14 protein-coding genes, 2 tRNA genes and 1 other RNA gene are annotated in these 12,920 nt (G+C 57.8%); 8 read left to right on the top strand and 9 right to left on the bottom strand.

What is annotated here, in order from left to right; translation table 11 throughout:
• Positions 1–9: 9 nt before the first annotated feature.
• Together ettA and E4U03_RS00945 are read right to left on the bottom strand one after the other, a co-directional pair.
• The gene (ettA, locus tag E4U03_RS00950) at positions 10–1,689 is read right to left on the bottom strand and encodes an energy-dependent translational throttle protein EttA (protein ID WP_135011125.1); all 1,680 of its coding nucleotides are present in this window, start codon (positions 1,687–1,689) and stop codon (positions 10–12) included.
• 93 nt (positions 1,690–1,782) lie between these two features.
• Positions 1,783–2,352 (bottom strand): single-stranded DNA-binding protein, encoded by a 570-nt coding sequence (locus E4U03_RS00945; RefSeq protein WP_135011124.1) that lies wholly within the window; start codon positions 2,350–2,352, stop codon positions 1,783–1,785.
• Positions 2,353–2,630: 278 nt separating this feature from the next.
• Here E4U03_RS00945 and E4U03_RS00940 point away from each other — a divergent pair, with 278 nt between their 5' ends.
• Positions 2,631–3,203 carry a DNA-3-methyladenine glycosylase I gene (locus E4U03_RS00940; protein ID WP_167752216.1) on the top strand — a complete coding sequence of 191 codons (573 nt, stop codon included), beginning with the start codon at positions 2,631–2,633 and terminating at the stop codon, positions 3,201–3,203.
• A 134-nt stretch (positions 3,204–3,337) separates the two neighbouring features.
• Here E4U03_RS00940 and E4U03_RS12700 read toward each other — a convergent pair whose 3' ends face one another.
• The 4 genes from E4U03_RS12700 to mptB all read right to left on the bottom strand — a co-directional run bounded on the left by E4U03_RS12700 (position 3,338) and on the right by mptB (position 5,786).
• Positions 3,338–3,496, bottom strand: a complete 159-nt coding sequence (locus E4U03_RS12700; protein WP_167752214.1) for a hypothetical protein — start codon at positions 3,494–3,496, stop codon at positions 3,338–3,340.
• A 150-nt stretch (positions 3,497–3,646) separates the two neighbouring features.
• A complete protein-coding gene (locus E4U03_RS00935; RefSeq protein ID WP_135011122.1) occupies positions 3,647–3,865 on the bottom strand; it encodes a hypothetical protein in 219 nt (72 codons plus the stop codon).
• Positions 3,866–4,031: 166 nt separating this feature from the next.
• Positions 4,032–4,104: transfer RNA gene (locus E4U03_RS00930), tRNA-Arg, on the bottom strand.
• 107 nt (positions 4,105–4,211) lie between these two features.
• Positions 4,212–5,786: a polyprenol phosphomannose-dependent alpha 1,6 mannosyltransferase MptB gene (gene mptB / locus E4U03_RS00925; protein ID WP_135011121.1), complete on the bottom strand. Its 1,575-nt coding sequence runs from the start codon at positions 5,784–5,786 to the stop codon at positions 4,212–4,214.
• Between the two features lie 129 nt (positions 5,787–5,915).
• On the opposite strand from mptB, the gene orn reads away from it, so the two are divergent.
• The 3 genes from orn to def all read left to right on the top strand — a co-directional run bounded on the left by orn (position 5,916) and on the right by def (position 7,452).
• A complete protein-coding gene (gene orn / locus E4U03_RS00920; RefSeq protein WP_135011120.1) occupies positions 5,916–6,542 on the top strand; it encodes an oligoribonuclease in 627 nt (208 codons plus the stop codon).
• 186 nt (positions 6,543–6,728) lie between these two features.
• Positions 6,729–6,801, top strand: a tRNA-His gene (locus E4U03_RS00915).
• A 72-nt stretch (positions 6,802–6,873) separates the two neighbouring features.
• Entirely contained in the window at positions 6,874–7,452 is a 579-nt protein-coding gene (def, locus tag E4U03_RS00910) for a peptide deformylase (protein ID WP_135011119.1), read from the top strand.
• A gap of 126 nt (positions 7,453–7,578) precedes the next feature.
• Here the strand turns inward: def and rnpB are convergent.
• Positions 7,579–7,936: RNase P RNA component class A (gene rnpB, locus E4U03_RS00905), an RNA gene on the bottom strand.
• Positions 7,937–7,968: 32 nt separating this feature from the next.
• On the opposite strand from rnpB, the gene E4U03_RS00900 reads away from it, so the two are divergent.
• Positions 7,969–8,736, top strand: a complete 768-nt coding sequence (locus tag E4U03_RS00900; protein WP_135011118.1) for a YaaA family protein — start codon at positions 7,969–7,971, stop codon at positions 8,734–8,736.
• 5 nt (positions 8,737–8,741) lie between these two features.
• On the opposite strand, the gene E4U03_RS00895 is transcribed toward E4U03_RS00900, so the two are convergent.
• Complete coding sequence (locus tag E4U03_RS00895) at positions 8,742–9,638, bottom strand: Nif3-like dinuclear metal center hexameric protein (RefSeq protein WP_135011117.1); 897 nt, start codon at positions 9,636–9,638, stop codon at positions 8,742–8,744.
• Between the two features lie 64 nt (positions 9,639–9,702).
• Between E4U03_RS00895 and msrA the strand changes: the two genes are divergently transcribed.
• From msrA to epsC, 3 genes are all read left to right on the top strand, one after another.
• On the top strand, positions 9,703–10,227 hold the full coding sequence (gene msrA / locus E4U03_RS00890) for a peptide-methionine (S)-S-oxide reductase MsrA (RefSeq protein WP_135011116.1): 525 nt from the start codon (positions 9,703–9,705) through the stop codon (positions 10,225–10,227).
• A 76-nt stretch (positions 10,228–10,303) separates the two neighbouring features.
• Entirely contained in the window at positions 10,304–11,230 is a 927-nt protein-coding gene (gene cysK / locus E4U03_RS00885) for a cysteine synthase A (protein ID WP_194210370.1), read from the top strand.
• Between the two features lie 203 nt (positions 11,231–11,433).
• The gene (gene epsC, locus E4U03_RS00880; RefSeq protein WP_135011114.1) at positions 11,434–12,018 is read left to right on the top strand and encodes a serine O-acetyltransferase EpsC; all 585 of its coding nucleotides are present in this window, start codon (positions 11,434–11,436) and stop codon (positions 12,016–12,018) included.
• Positions 12,019–12,050: 32 nt separating this feature from the next.
• Here epsC and E4U03_RS00875 read toward each other — a convergent pair whose 3' ends face one another.
• Complete coding sequence (locus E4U03_RS00875; protein WP_135011113.1) at positions 12,051–12,908, bottom strand: glycosyltransferase family 2 protein; 858 nt, start codon at positions 12,906–12,908, stop codon at positions 12,051–12,053.
• Between the last annotated feature and the right edge of the window lie 12 nt (positions 12,909–12,920).

Raw genomic sequence — 12,920 nt, 5'->3', positions numbered from 1 at the left:
TTAGCTCAATTATCTTGTGAGCTTGCGGTGAACGACGCGGTGCGGCTTCGCAGCCTCGGGGCCAAGACGCTCAATCTTGTTCTTCTCGTAGGACTCGAAGTTACCCTCGAACCAGTACCAGCTGTCGGGCTGTTCGTCGGTGCCTTCCCATGCCAGGATGTGGGTGGCTACTCTGTCGAGGAACCAGCGGTCGTGGGAGACCACGACGGCACAGCCGGGGAATTCCAGCAGGGCATTTTCGAGGGAGGTGAGGGTTTCGACGTCCAGGTCGTTGGTGGGTTCGTCGAGCAGCAGCAGGTTGCCGCCCTGCTTGAGGGTCAGGGCCAGGTTGAGGCGGTTGCGCTCACCACCGGAGAGCACACCTGCCTTCTTCTGCTGGTCGGGGCCCTTGAAGCCGAAGGCTGAGACGTAGGCGCGTGAGGGCATTTCTATCTGGCCTACCTGGATGTAATCCAGGCCATCTGAGACAACCTCCCACAGCGACTTTTCGGGGTCGATGTTGGCGCGGTTCTGGTCAACGTACGAAATCTTGACGGTTTCACCGATCTTCAGGTTGCCACCGTCGAGGGGTTCAAGGCCAACGATGGTCTTGAAGAGGGTTGACTTACCTACACCGTTGGGGCCGATAACGCCGACGATGCCGTTACGGGGCAGGGAGAAGGAAAGACCGTTGATGAGGGAGCGGCCGTCGAAGCCCTTCTGCAGGTTTTCTGCTTCGATGACGACGTTACCCAGGCGGGGTCCCGGAGGAATCTGGATTTCTTCGAAGTCTAGCTTGCGGGTCTTCTCAGCCTCTGCTGCCATCTCTTCGTAGCGGGCCAGACGAGCCTTGGACTTAGCCTGACGGCCCTTGGTGTTGGAGCGAACCCACTCGAGTTCTTCTTCCAGGCGCTTAGCGAGCTTGGCGTCTTTCTTACCCTGAACTTCAAGGCGAGCGCGCTTCTTGTCCAGGTAGGTGGAGTAGTTACCCTCGTAGGGGTAGAGGTTACCACGGTCTACTTCTGCGATCCATTCTGCAACGTGATCGAGGAAGTAACGGTCGTGGGTAATGGCGATAACTGCGCCCTCGTAGGACTGCAGGTGCTGTTCCAGCCAGAGGACGGATTCTGCGTCCAGGTGGTTGGTGGGCTCATCGAGCAGGAGCAGGTCGGGCTTCTGGAGCAGGAGCTTGCAGAGCGCTACGCGGCGGCGTTCACCACCGGAGAGGTGGGTAACGGGTGAGTCGCCGGGAGGGCAGCGCAGGGCGTCCATGGCTTGTTCCAGCTGGGAGTCGATGTCCCAGGCGTTGGCAGCGTCGATGGCTTCCTGCAGCTTGCCCATTTCTTCCATGAGCGCGTCGAAGTCGGCATCGGGGTTGGCCATCTCTTCTGAGATTTCGTTGTAGCGAACAATCTTTTCGTAGATTTCGCCGACGCCTTCCTGGACGTTACCCAGGACGGTCTTTTCTTCGTTCAGCGGGGGCTCCTGCATGAGGATGCCCACGGTGTAGCCTTCTGAAAGTCGTGCTTCGCCGTTGGAGGGGGTATCGAGACCCGCCATGATTTTCAGGATGGTTGACTTACCGGCACCGTTGGGGCCGACCATACCGATTTTTGCACCGGGGAAGAACGACATTGATACGTCGTTAAGGATGACTTTGTCGCCTACAGTTTTGCGGGCTTTGGTCATGGTGTAGATAAATTCTGCCATGCGTTTAAGCCTACCGGTTGATGTCAAGCTGTTGGGGGTTTAGGGCAGGGCATCTGCCAAGAATCTTGGTGTGAGTTTGCCCTGCCCCGCCCTTTAGCTGGTCAGACCCTCAACAGCCTCGTCGTCTGTTGCCTTATCGGTGAGTCCCTGGTCAGAAACCTGATGGCCGTTTTCGGGAGAATGGCTACCTTGGGGGTCTTCTTCAACAGCTGGTAGAGAGCTATAGCCGTGGTTGAGTTTCTGTTCCCCGGCTACCTGCTCGTTGAACTTGCGGTCGGTCTCATCGACATCCGGTTTCCTGTCGGTGATACGGGCAAAATTGGCTAGTCCGTAGTTGAGGTCGTGCCCGATACTGGTGGCGTCTACTTCGATGCTGGTGCCGGGTGAGCCGTCCGCCCGTTCAAACTGTTTGACGCGCAGGCGTCCGGTAACCAGCACCGGGTGCCCTACCTGCAGGCTCCGGGCGCTGTTATACGCCAGAGCTCTAAAGGAGTTGACGGTGTACCAGTTGGTTGTGCCTTCTTTCCAGGTGCCGCTGGTGGCATCAAACCAGCGGGGTGTGGAGGCAATACGGAAGTTCGTTACCGGGATATTGCCATTGGGCAGAAATTTTTGGGTGGGTGCCGTTGCGATAAAGCCTCGGATAGTGACGGTGTCGGTCATGACTCCTCCTTGAGTTGTGGGTGGACCGGGTGTCTCAAGGGTTACACCAGCAAAGGTCTAAGAGCCAGAAAAATGTTGCCTGTGGATAACGTATGTGCTGCTACCGCACGGTAAAGGGCAGAAAATTGGTGAAGCTGTGACGCGGGCAAGAGCTTTCATGACAGATTTTGTTCACACCCCTGTTGCACGGCTGCCCTACCCCTCTAGGCTCATACCACCTGCCCCGCTAAGGTACCGGGGCAGGCGTCCGCATCTACCAGCACAAAGGAGACAGCACAGTGACCAATACACGTGTTCCCGATGAGCCTGCCTGGGTACGGGATGACCGCACCCGCACCTACTTTGGACAGGAGTGGCAGAACGTGCCGCGCACAAACGAGGCCCTTTTCGAGCACCTCTGCCTACTGGTGTTTCAAAGCGGCCTGTGGTGGTCTACGGTTCTGGCAAAACGGGAGGAGTTGAACCGGGCCTTACACGATTTTCAACCCGACCGTTTGGCTGCCATGACTGTAGACGATATCAGTGCCTACCTTGAGGGCGATATCGGGATTAGGAACGAATCTAAGCTTCGGGCCTGCATCGCTAACGCGAGAGTGTTGAAAGAGTCTCGGGTAAATCTAGCAGATCTCTTTGCTGAGGCATTTCCAGAGGAATTACTGTGCCCGTGTACCGAAGCACTCCCCCGCACCACCGCTGAAACCGATACCCTGGCTCGCGAGTTACGGGCACTCGGGTTTCAACGCTTAGGGCCGGTGGTGGTATGCGCGGTGGCTCAGGCCGCTGGCTATATCAGGTTAGAAACCCACACGCTTAACCGGCGTGGTCAAAGTAGGCTTGCACTGCCTGGCTAGCCACCTCGTACCCTACCTGCTGGTCCTCGAACCCCTTACTCAACAGGGCAATGGAGTAGGTAGTACTTTCGGTTCTAACAAGACCGACGGAGTTGATATGCCATTCGCCAGTATCTTCCTGGATCCAGCCATTTTTAACCGATACGTCGGTGACAGGTTCCCCCCAGCACGGTCTGCCCGTATTGGGAACCCACACCCCAGGTTTGTGACCAGTCGAGCGGAACCATTTTTTCGAGAAGAAATTGAGCGTCGGTAGCATTGACCCACTCAACAGTATCGACGATGGCACGCATGATGCGTACCTGGTCCTCAGCCCAGGTTTGGTTATCGCCCCAGGTTCCGGCAGATCGGGTCTCTGTGACCCCCAGCAGCTCATAGGTCTTGTTGAGGATTGGGCGCTGGCTGTAGATTCCCCGTCGTCAAACCCAAATCTGCGGTAGATCTCATAGGAAGAGACTGTCTGTGGCGTGGTTATAGACAGCCAGGCTGAGGGTGATGCCGTAGTCTACTTCGATCTGGTCAAGTGCCTGGTTGATGTCTACGTCGTGGGCCTCGTTGGTGTGTTCATCACCGGTGGCGGTGGGCTGGATTTGCTCTTCAGCAGGGCCACAGGCAACAAGTAGGGTGCTCAGAGCTAGGGTGAGCCTGGTCCCTGCCAGCATTGTTCGGCGGGGCAGGACGGGGGTGCGCCGCTGAGCGTTTCAGGCAGGTTGGCTGTAGACATGCCCTCTAGTGTATTCCGAAAGTATTTGATTTTCCTGTGTGTAAGCCATATTTGATAATAAAAAATATCCCCCACTTGTTTTACCAAGTGAGGGATATGTTGAGCGCCCCAGGAGGGAGTCGAACCCCCGACCAAGAGATTAGAAGGCTCCTGCTCTATCCACTGAGCTACTGAGGCTAGCCGCTGTTTATACTATCGACTCCTCGGCTAAAAGTCATCTCAGCATCCAAAAGGGCATCGCCCCCGACCAAGAGATGAGTAAGGCTCCGGCTCTCATCTGGAGGCTAGATACTGACTTCGTAGAGGGAGGATCGTTGGCCACGGCGGAGCACTCGGCGGGTTGCCGGGTCGAAGAAGACCAACCAGAAGGCGTAGGCAAGGCTGAGTACAGCTGCGATAAGGCGGCCCATGTTCTGGTCGAAGTTATCGAGGTAGGGTGAGACAGCAAGCTGGTCTGAGACCCCGTAGATCACAAAGAACATAGTGGTCAGGAAGTAGAAGTCCAGCTGCCAGTCGGTGCGCACACCGGCCACCACAAACAGCGGGATGAACCAGAGCAGATACCAGGACTGCAGCATGGGTGAAAAAACCACAACCATAGCTAGAGCCAGGCCTGTGCGGCGGATGAGGTTTTCGTCCTTGCCAACGAACATGACAACCACGGCCAGCAGCATGCCCGCGAGCTTTCCCAGAGAGAAGAAGGTGCCGCGCACCGAGTTCGCCAGGGCGTTATCGCCGGTGATAGATACCAGAATTTGGTTGATTTGCAGCCCCAGGAAGCCAATGGGAGTGAACCAAATGTACTGGCCACCGGTGGTAGCTAGGGCCCCAATCCAGCCAAAGCCCAGGTCGGTCACGGACCCAAGCACCCAGAGCTCCGCCATGGAGATAGCCAGGGTCATGGCCCAGAAAATAAAGCGGCGGGGCCAGCTGGCTCCCCTACCGGCCCAGAAAAGCCCGATGAAGGGTAGGGCGACCAGGGCAATAGGCTTGACGGCTACAGCTGCGGTCACCAGGGTAATTCCCAGTAGGCCGCCCACGGTATCGCGGCGGGCCGCCGCATGGTAGACACCTGCCAGTACCAGGCCGGTCATCAGGGCGTCGTTATGGGAAGAGGTGATGAAGGCGGCGATAAAGAGGGGGTTGGCCAGCACCAGCCAGTTAGCTCGTATGCCATTGATACCGTGGAGGCTCGCCAGTTTAGGCACGTAGTAGGCGATAAGCCCCACTCCGATGAGGGCAACCAGTCTAAAGAGATAGAGGGCGGTATCTACGGAATCACCGGCGATTTGGGCTACCCATTTTTCGATGAGCAGGAAGACGGGGCCGTAGGGCGGAGCCGATTCGGACCACATCTGGTCGGCACCGTACTGGAAGAAGTTATTGACGGACGAAACCCCGTACTCGTAGGGGTTAAGCCCTGACGCCATGACGCGTCCCTGGGCAAAGTAGGAGAAGACATCACGGCTATAGAGGGGGAAGGCAAACAGCTGGGGTAGCATCCAGCAGATAATGGCTGCGGTTGCCCAGCGTTTTGCACGCTGGTCCCAGACGAGCAGTTTCTGCACCATGCGCAACCATTCGCGGCAGAGCATCATCGATCCCACAACGAGTAGGGCGATGCAGGTCACCAGCCCGGGTGCCGTGTAGCGTAGCGGGATAATCCAGTCCACCCGGCGGAAGGGGGAGGCATCTGCGAGCCAGCCCACACCGAAGGATGCGAACATCACCAGTAGAGAACCAATGGTTCCGAAGATGAGGGTTCGCAGGGGGCTACCCGAGACATAGTGGGCTGTCTTGGGGTTATACCGGTGCACCGGGATGCTGGCGGTATGGGTTTGCGCTGTTCTGGGGCTCATGGTCCTCCTGGCCGAGCGGAAGAGTACACCTGATTTTACCCGGATGCCCCTAGCCCACTGGGCGTGTGCGGCGCTCTGCTCTCTGAAAATCTGCTGTGGGTTAGGGCTCAAAAGGGGTAGATTGGTTCTGTGTCTATTTCAAATGAACGTATCGTATGGATTGATTGTGAGATGACCGGCCTCTCTCTTAAGAAGGACGCCCTAATCGAGGTCGCCGCACTGGTGACTGACGGGGATCTCAACATTTTGGGTGACGGTGTGGATGTCGTCATTAAGCCCGAGCCCGAGGCCCTTGAGCAGATGGATGACTTTGTGCGCAACATGCACACGGTCTCTGGCCTGCTGGACGACCTGGGCCAGGGCATCACCATGTCCGAGGCCCAGCAGCTGGTACTGGATTATGTGAAGCAGTGGGTTCCTGAGCCGCGCAAGGCTGTGCTGGGTGGTAATTCTGTGGGCACCGATAAGACTTTTTTGGTGCGCGATATGCCTGAGCTCGTGGACTACCTGCACTACCGCGTGATTGACGTGTCTACCATCAAGGAGCTTTCCCGCCGCTGGTTTGAGAAGGCCACCTATAACGCCCCGGCAAAGACCGGCAACCACCGGGCACTGGGCGATATCCAGGATTCCATCGACGAGCTGCGTTACTACCGCGGCACGGTTTTTGTACCCTCCCCTGGGCCCGATAGCGCAGCTGCCCAGAAGGTTGCCCAGGAGGTCGCGGCAACCCGCCAGCAGATTAATCCTGCCTAGGGGTTCAGGAGGCGCGGACGCCGCCCGCAGCCTGGCAGCGTCCGCCCGACCCCAGCCCCGAAAGTTCGTGAGCACAGTCACTCTGTATAACCTCATTTTCGATTTGCGGGGAATCAAAACTGTGTGTAAGCTAGTATCCGTTGCCAAAACAAGCCGGTGAAAGAAACGGTAGTTTTTGTAGACATGGTGGTCGTAGCTCAGTTGGCAGAGCGCCTGGTTGTGGTCCAGGAGGTCGCGGGTTCAACCCCCGTCGATCACCCCGAGTAGAAGGGTCGCTACGGTTTTTATCGTAGCGGCCCTTTTTTGTTTACCCTGCGTGAGAGGTTATGTCATGACTGTTTTGCCCATTGTTATTCACGGTAACCCGGCTCTGCACCGCCCGGCTGCTCCGGTAACGTCCTTTGATGATGAGCTGCGCAAGCTTATCGACGATATGTACGAGACTCAGGAGGTCTCGAACGGTGTGGGCCTGGCAGCCCCCCAGGTGGGTGTGGGCCTGCGTCTTTTTACCTATAAGTTTGAGAATGAGGACGGTGTGCCCCCGCTGGGCGTAGTGGTTAACCCCGTGCTGACTCTGGGCAAGATTTCAACAGCTGACCCCGACCCCTACGATGAGGTTGAGGGCTGCCTGTCCTTCCCCGGCTATTCTTTCCCGCTCAAACGCGCTGACTGGGTCACGGTCAACGGGTTCGACGGTGAGGGTAATCCGCTGAAGTTTGAGGCGACCGGCTGGTTTGCCCGCGTCATGCAGCACGAAACTGACCACTTGGACGGCAAGCTCTACGTGAATCGGCTGAACGCCAAGTACAGCAAGAAGTACAAGAAGGTTGTGAAGGCTGAGAGCTGGACTGCCGAAGGTAACACCTGGATGCCGGGTGTCGACCCCGACCCCTTTGGTCACGGGGAGTAAAGAACGGGACGCCCGATAAGCCTGGGATGAAGCGCATTTTTCCGAGCAAGCGAGGAATCAAAAAATGCGCTGAATCGGTAAGCGCCAGCGAACCGCAGAACCCGGCGTGCGCCGCATAAAACTAAAAGAACGGGACGCCCGATAAGCCGGGTTCTGTACCTACCCGAGGGCAGGCGGCAATCATCCATCTAGACCCGTCGTTGCCGGCGGGCTCAAGCAGCCTACCCGGGCGCTTCACCGCACTGGTTACTAGCGCGCCCTGTTTGGCCTTGCTCCGGGTGGGGTTTACCGAGCTACCGCAGTCGCCTGCGGTACTGGTGAGCTTTTACCTCACCTTTTCACCCTTACCCCGTGGTGGGGCGGTTTGTTTTCTGTGGCACTGGCCTGCAGGTTACCCTGAGTCGACGTTATCGACCACCCTGTGCTGTGGAGCCCGGACTTTCCTCGAAGCGTTTGTGCGCTGCGCGATTGCCTGGGCGTCCCGTTCTGGGGTTCTACTTTACTACACTGGTGGGTATGTTGATTTTGTTTCCGCCGTCTGAGGGTAAGACTCCTGCCACATCTGGCTCCGGGGTTGAGTTGGGTGACTTGTTGGCTCCTGAGTTGACGGGGGCTCGTGAGGCTGTGGTGGATGAGTTGGTGCGGGTGAGCGGTTTGCCCGATGCGGGGCAGCTGTTGAAGGTGGGCCCGTCCTTGCTGGCTGAGGTTGAGCGGAATACTCGGTTGTGGTCGGAGCCTGCGGCGCCTGCGGCCGAGGTGTATTCGGGGGTTTTGTTTGAGGCTTTTGGGTACGGCTCTTTGAGGGCGGACGCGCGAAAGCGGGCTGATAGGGCTGTTGTGGTGATATCTGCGGCCTGGGGCGCGGTGGGTCTTACCGATATGATTCCGGCCTACCGGCTGTCGATGGGCACGAAGCTGGGTGAGATTGGGGATCTGGCTAAGTTTTGGAAGGGCGAGCTCAAACGCCCCTTGAATGAGTTGGCCGGGGATCAGCTGGTGGTGGATGGCCGCTCTGCTGCTTACGCGAAGGCGTGGACGCCCGCTCCGCAGCACCATCTGCTGGTTCGGGTGGAGAGAGTGGCAGCTGATGGTAGCCGCAAGGTGATCTCGCATATGGCCAAGCACTACCGGGGCCTTCTGGGCCGCTACCTGGTGCAGGAAAACCTGACCGAGATTGAGGACGCCGGTGAGCTGGCCGAGGCGCTTGCCCCCGGTTTTGAGGTGGAGCTGCTCTCCCCCACCGAGAAGAAGCCGGGTACCCTGACTCTTCTGGTGAGGGAGTAGGGCACCTAGCGGGTAGAGGCTGAGCCCGTTACCTGCCCGGTGGAGACGGTGAAGTCCCAGGGATCGGTGTTGAGAGTCGAGACGTAGGTGTCGATAGTAAAGCCCCGCTCCTCCAGTTTTTTGGTGATAAGGCGGGCGGCTCCGTCCATCCAGAGCCATTCGCTGGCGTAGTGGGAGCAGTCAATGAGGGCCGGAGTTTCGCCGCTGATGAGGGCCTGCTCACGAGCTTCTGAGGCCGGGTGGTGGCGCAGGTCGGCGGTGATGTAGACGTCCGCCCCCGATCCGCGGGCGTCGCCAAAGAGGGAATCGCCTGCCCCGGTGCAGAGGGCAATTTTTTGAACCTTCTGATCGGGCCGGCCTGCGATACGCAGACCGCCGGCGGTTGCCGGCAGGAAGTCAGCAATTTTTTCCGCCAGTTCCTTGAGGCTGACGGGAGCAGGTAGACTGCCAACGCGCCCGATGCCGACGCGAACGTCCGCACCCTCAATCTGTACGGTCTCTTCCGCGGCCAGAATCTCGGTGTCTGTGATGCCCAGCTTGCTCATGAAGACCTCGTTGGTGCCGTGCGGGGCCGAGTCCACGTTGGTGTGGGCACCTAGCAGGCCGCAACCAGCCTCAATGAGGGTGTGCACGATTTCGCCCTTATAGTCGGTATCGGGCAGGAAGGACGCCCCGCGCAGCAGCAGGGGGTGGTGGGTAATGAGCAGGCCCGCACCTTTTTCTGCGGCCTCGCGGGCGGTTGCCACGGTGGCGTCCACAGCAAAACCGACGGTGGTGACGGGGGCATCGGCTCGCCCGATCACCAGACCAGCGGCGTCCCATTTCTCGGCAAGAGAGGGCGGGAAAATGTCGTGGAAGGCCCGGGTTACATCGTTCAGGGTGGGGGTTGAAAGTTCAGTCATGCCCCTATTGTGTCACGAGCCCCGGGCCGGGAATAAGACCGGGGAACCTACGGTTACCCGAAGTATGCAAAGTTTTGTTGTAGGCGGCGGGTGCTTCTGGTGCATCGACGCCGTATATCGTCAGTTTGAAGGAATTACCGCCAGTATCAGCGGCTACACCGGTGGGCACCTTGAGAACCCCACCTACCGCGAGGTGTGTTCGGGTACCACCGGTCATGTCGAGGTAGTCAAAGTGGAGTTTGACGAGACCGTCATTCCCGCCGAAACCGTGCTCGATATCTTCTTCACCTCGCACGACCCCACCAGCTGGGACAGGCAGGGGGCGGACGCCGGCCCCCAGTACCGCTCTGCCCTCTACTATGAGAACGAGGAGCAAAAAGCCCTCTTCGAGGCAGCCATTCAGCGGGCCTCTCAGCTGTGGGACCAGCCCATCGTGACGGTGCTAGAACCCCTGGGCACCTTCTATGAGGCGGAGGAGTACCACCAGAACTACTACGCCCTTAACCCCTACCAGGGGTACTGCATGGCCGTCATCAACCCCAAGCTGGCTAAGGCTAGGCAACATTACGCCAGGTTTCTTAGAAGTTAAGCCCTCCCCCTTTGTTTCGTAAACTAGAGGGCGAACCATTCATCGCTTCCACCTGAAAGGTGCACTCGTGTCAAAGATGTACAACAATATCACCGAAGTTGTCGGCCGCACTCCCATTGTCCGCCTCAACCGTCTGGATGCTGACCTGCCCGGCAACGTCGCAGTCAAGCTGGAATTCTACAACCCCGCCAACTCCGTCAAGGACCGCATCGGTGTGGCTATCATCGCCGCCGCTGAGAAGTCCGGCGCCCTTAAGCCCGGCGGCACCATCGTTGAAGGCACCTCAGGCAACACCGGTATTGCCCTGGCTATGGTGGGTGCTGCCCGCGGCTACAAGGTCATTCTGACCATGCCTGAAACCATGAGCAACGAGCGTCGCGTCATGCTGCGCGCCTACGGTGCTGAGATTGTGCTGACCCCTGGTTCTGAGGGTATGCGCGGTGCCGTTGAGAAGGCCAAGGAAATCGTTGCCTCCACCGAGAACGCTATCCTGGCCTCCCAGTTCTCCAACGAAGCTAACCCCGAGATTCACTACAACACCACCGGCCCCGAGGTCTGGGAAGCAACCGAAGGCAAGATTGATATCTTCGTTGCTGGTGTTGGCACCGGCGGTACCGTCTCTGGTACCGGCAAGTACCTCAAGGAGCAGAACTCTAACATCAAGGTTGTTGCGGTCGAGCCCAAGGACTCCCCCCTGCTGACCGAGGGTAAGGCTGGCCCCCACAAGATTCAGGGCCTGGGCGCTAACTTCGTGCCCGATACCCTCAACCGCGACATCTACGATGCCGTCACCGACGTTGCTATTGACGACGCTGTTGCTACCGCCCGTAAGCTGGGCACCGAAGAGGGCATCCTGGGCGGTATCTCCTCCGGCGCTGCCGTCTGGGCCGCCCTGGAAGAGGCGAAGAAGAGCGAGAACGCCGGCAAGCTGATTGTCGCTGTTGTTCCCGACTTCGGTGAGCGCTACATCTCCACCCTGCTTTACGAAGATATCCGCGGCTAAATATTCAGCCCTGTGATAATCTCTGGCACCCCGCTGGTTGGCAGCGGGGTGCCTGCGCGTCTACGTAATGTAGCCCGCGCGGACGCCTGCCCCGGCTTGACGTAAATATTTTGGGTGAGACGGAATATCGTTCTAGCCGTGACTGTTGTAGAGTTCAGCAAGAGCGCCCGCCGCGCTCCCCTGCCTAGATTTTGAGGAGAAGCATGAGTTTCCGAGCGCGTCTGCGTGAAGACTTAGACACCGTCAAAGCACACGACCCCGCAGCCCGCGGCGATGTGGAAATCATGATCAATTACTCCGGTATGCACGCCATCTGGGCTCATAGGCTAGCCCATAAACTATGGCAGAAGGACTCTACTCGCACGTTGGCCCGTACCCTCAGCCAGTTTGCCCGCTTCATGACGGGGGTTGAGATTCACCCCGGTGCCACCATTGGCCGCCGCTTCTTCATTGACCACGGCATGGGCGTGGTGATCGGTGAAACCACCGAAATCGGTAACGATGTCATGATTTACCACGGGGTGACTCTGGGCGGACGCTCCCTTGAGAAGGGTAAGCGCCACCCCACCATCGGTGACCGCGTGACCATCGGTGCCGGTGCCAAGGTCCTAGGCCCGGTGCTTATCGGTGCTGACTCAGCTATCGGCGGTAACTCGGTGGTCGTACACGATCACCCCGAGGACTCCATCATTACCGGCATTCCCGCCCGCTCGCGTCCGCGCACCCCCGAAAACAAAAAACCCCTGGTCGACGCCGTCGAGTACGTGGATCCGACCATGTGGATCTAATAAAAAATCCCAGCCATGCAGGCTGGGATTTTTTATTCTCCCCATTTTTGGGTGATTAAACTTCGAGATACAACGTTATCGTGACGATACTTCTGGTATTTCTTATTCCAGGGGGTACGCGCGTGGAAAGCAAAGACTTCGGGGTCCTGAACGAATACGAGCTTTCCACTGGCACGAGAGAAAAAATCTCTGTGTTCGTTAAGCCTAAGATTGTCGTCCCAGCCCCCAATAGAACGAATTGACTCAGTGCGCGCTAAGAAGTCATTGGAGGTCATTAGCCGGAAAGGAAGCCCGTGAACCAGCTGCCCGGGTTCGTATACGGGGTCAGCTGATTTAGCGTACAGGGTATCCGCTTTTGAACCGTAGATATGGGTGCGGAAGGTGGGAACCTCAATCAGGGTACAGGCGACTGCATCCACATCAGGGTGGGCTTCTAAATACTCATAGGCTTTCTGCCAATTGCTCGCACGAGTATGGACAGTATCGTCATCGGTAAATAGAACATATTTGGTGTTTACCTGCTCTAGAGCCGCATTTCGGCCTCGTGAAATGCCCACGTTAAAGGGCAGCTTTACGACCTGAACCGCGGAGTCCCTAGTTGACCAGTGCTTTTCAGAATCATCAGCTACAACTACGCGCCCGGTAAACGTTGTCTGTCGAATGCCGGAAAGGCAACGGTTCATGGTTTTAGGGCGTAAGAAAGTCTTTACCGCAAAGGTCACGTTCTCGTTAAAATCCGAGCTGATGGGAGTCTCTTTACGAAGAGCGTAGCGGGCAGTGAGGCTGTAATACTTTACGATAGTGCCTACAACCAGGCCATAACCGAATGTAGTAAGTTTATTCCCCTGATCTCCGATGAGTACTTTCTTCATCTTTGAACGTAACGACATCTCATTCCTTCA

It is taken from the genome of Rothia nasimurium, from assembly GCF_004569295.1.
In the GTDB taxonomy this organism is placed as follows: domain Bacteria; phylum Actinomycetota; class Actinomycetes; order Actinomycetales; family Micrococcaceae; genus Rothia; species Rothia nasimurium_B.
Note: the sequence above shows the minus strand (reverse complement) of the source record. Positions and strands in the feature narration are given on the sequence as shown.

What these genes read in the sequence shown, in the direction of transcription:
- ettA (WP_135011125.1), bottom strand. Translation starts at nt 1,689, where the DNA reads ATGGCAGAATTTATCTACACCATGACCAAAGCCCGCAAAACTGTAGGC.
- E4U03_RS00945 (WP_135011124.1), bottom strand. Translation starts at nt 2,352, where the DNA reads ATGACCGACACCGTCACTATCCGAGGCTTTATCGCAACGGCACCCACC.
- E4U03_RS12700 (WP_167752214.1), bottom strand. Translation starts at nt 3,496, where the DNA reads ATGCGTGCCATCGTCGATACTGTTGAGTGGGTCAATGCTACCGACGCT.
- E4U03_RS00935 (WP_135011122.1), bottom strand. Translation starts at nt 3,865, where the DNA reads ATGCTGGCAGGGACCAGGCTCACCCTAGCTCTGAGCACCCTACTTGTT.
- mptB (WP_135011121.1), bottom strand. Translation starts at nt 5,786, where the DNA reads ATGAGCCCCAGAACAGCGCAAACCCATACCGCCAGCATCCCGGTGCAC.
- def (WP_135011119.1), top strand. Translation starts at nt 6,874, where the DNA reads ATGACTGTTTTGCCCATTGTTATTCACGGTAACCCGGCTCTGCACCGC.
- E4U03_RS00900 (WP_135011118.1), top strand. Translation starts at nt 7,969, where the DNA reads ATGTTGATTTTGTTTCCGCCGTCTGAGGGTAAGACTCCTGCCACATCT.
- E4U03_RS00895 (WP_135011117.1), bottom strand. Translation starts at nt 9,638, where the DNA reads ATGACTGAACTTTCAACCCCCACCCTGAACGATGTAACCCGGGCCTTC.
- msrA (WP_135011116.1), top strand. Translation starts at nt 9,703, where the DNA reads ATGCAAAGTTTTGTTGTAGGCGGCGGGTGCTTCTGGTGCATCGACGCC.
- cysK (WP_194210370.1), top strand. Translation starts at nt 10,304, where the DNA reads ATGTACAACAATATCACCGAAGTTGTCGGCCGCACTCCCATTGTCCGC.
- epsC (WP_135011114.1), top strand. Translation starts at nt 11,434, where the DNA reads ATGAGTTTCCGAGCGCGTCTGCGTGAAGACTTAGACACCGTCAAAGCA.
- E4U03_RS00875 (WP_135011113.1), bottom strand. Translation starts at nt 12,908, where the DNA reads ATGTCGTTACGTTCAAAGATGAAGAAAGTACTCATCGGAGATCAGGGG.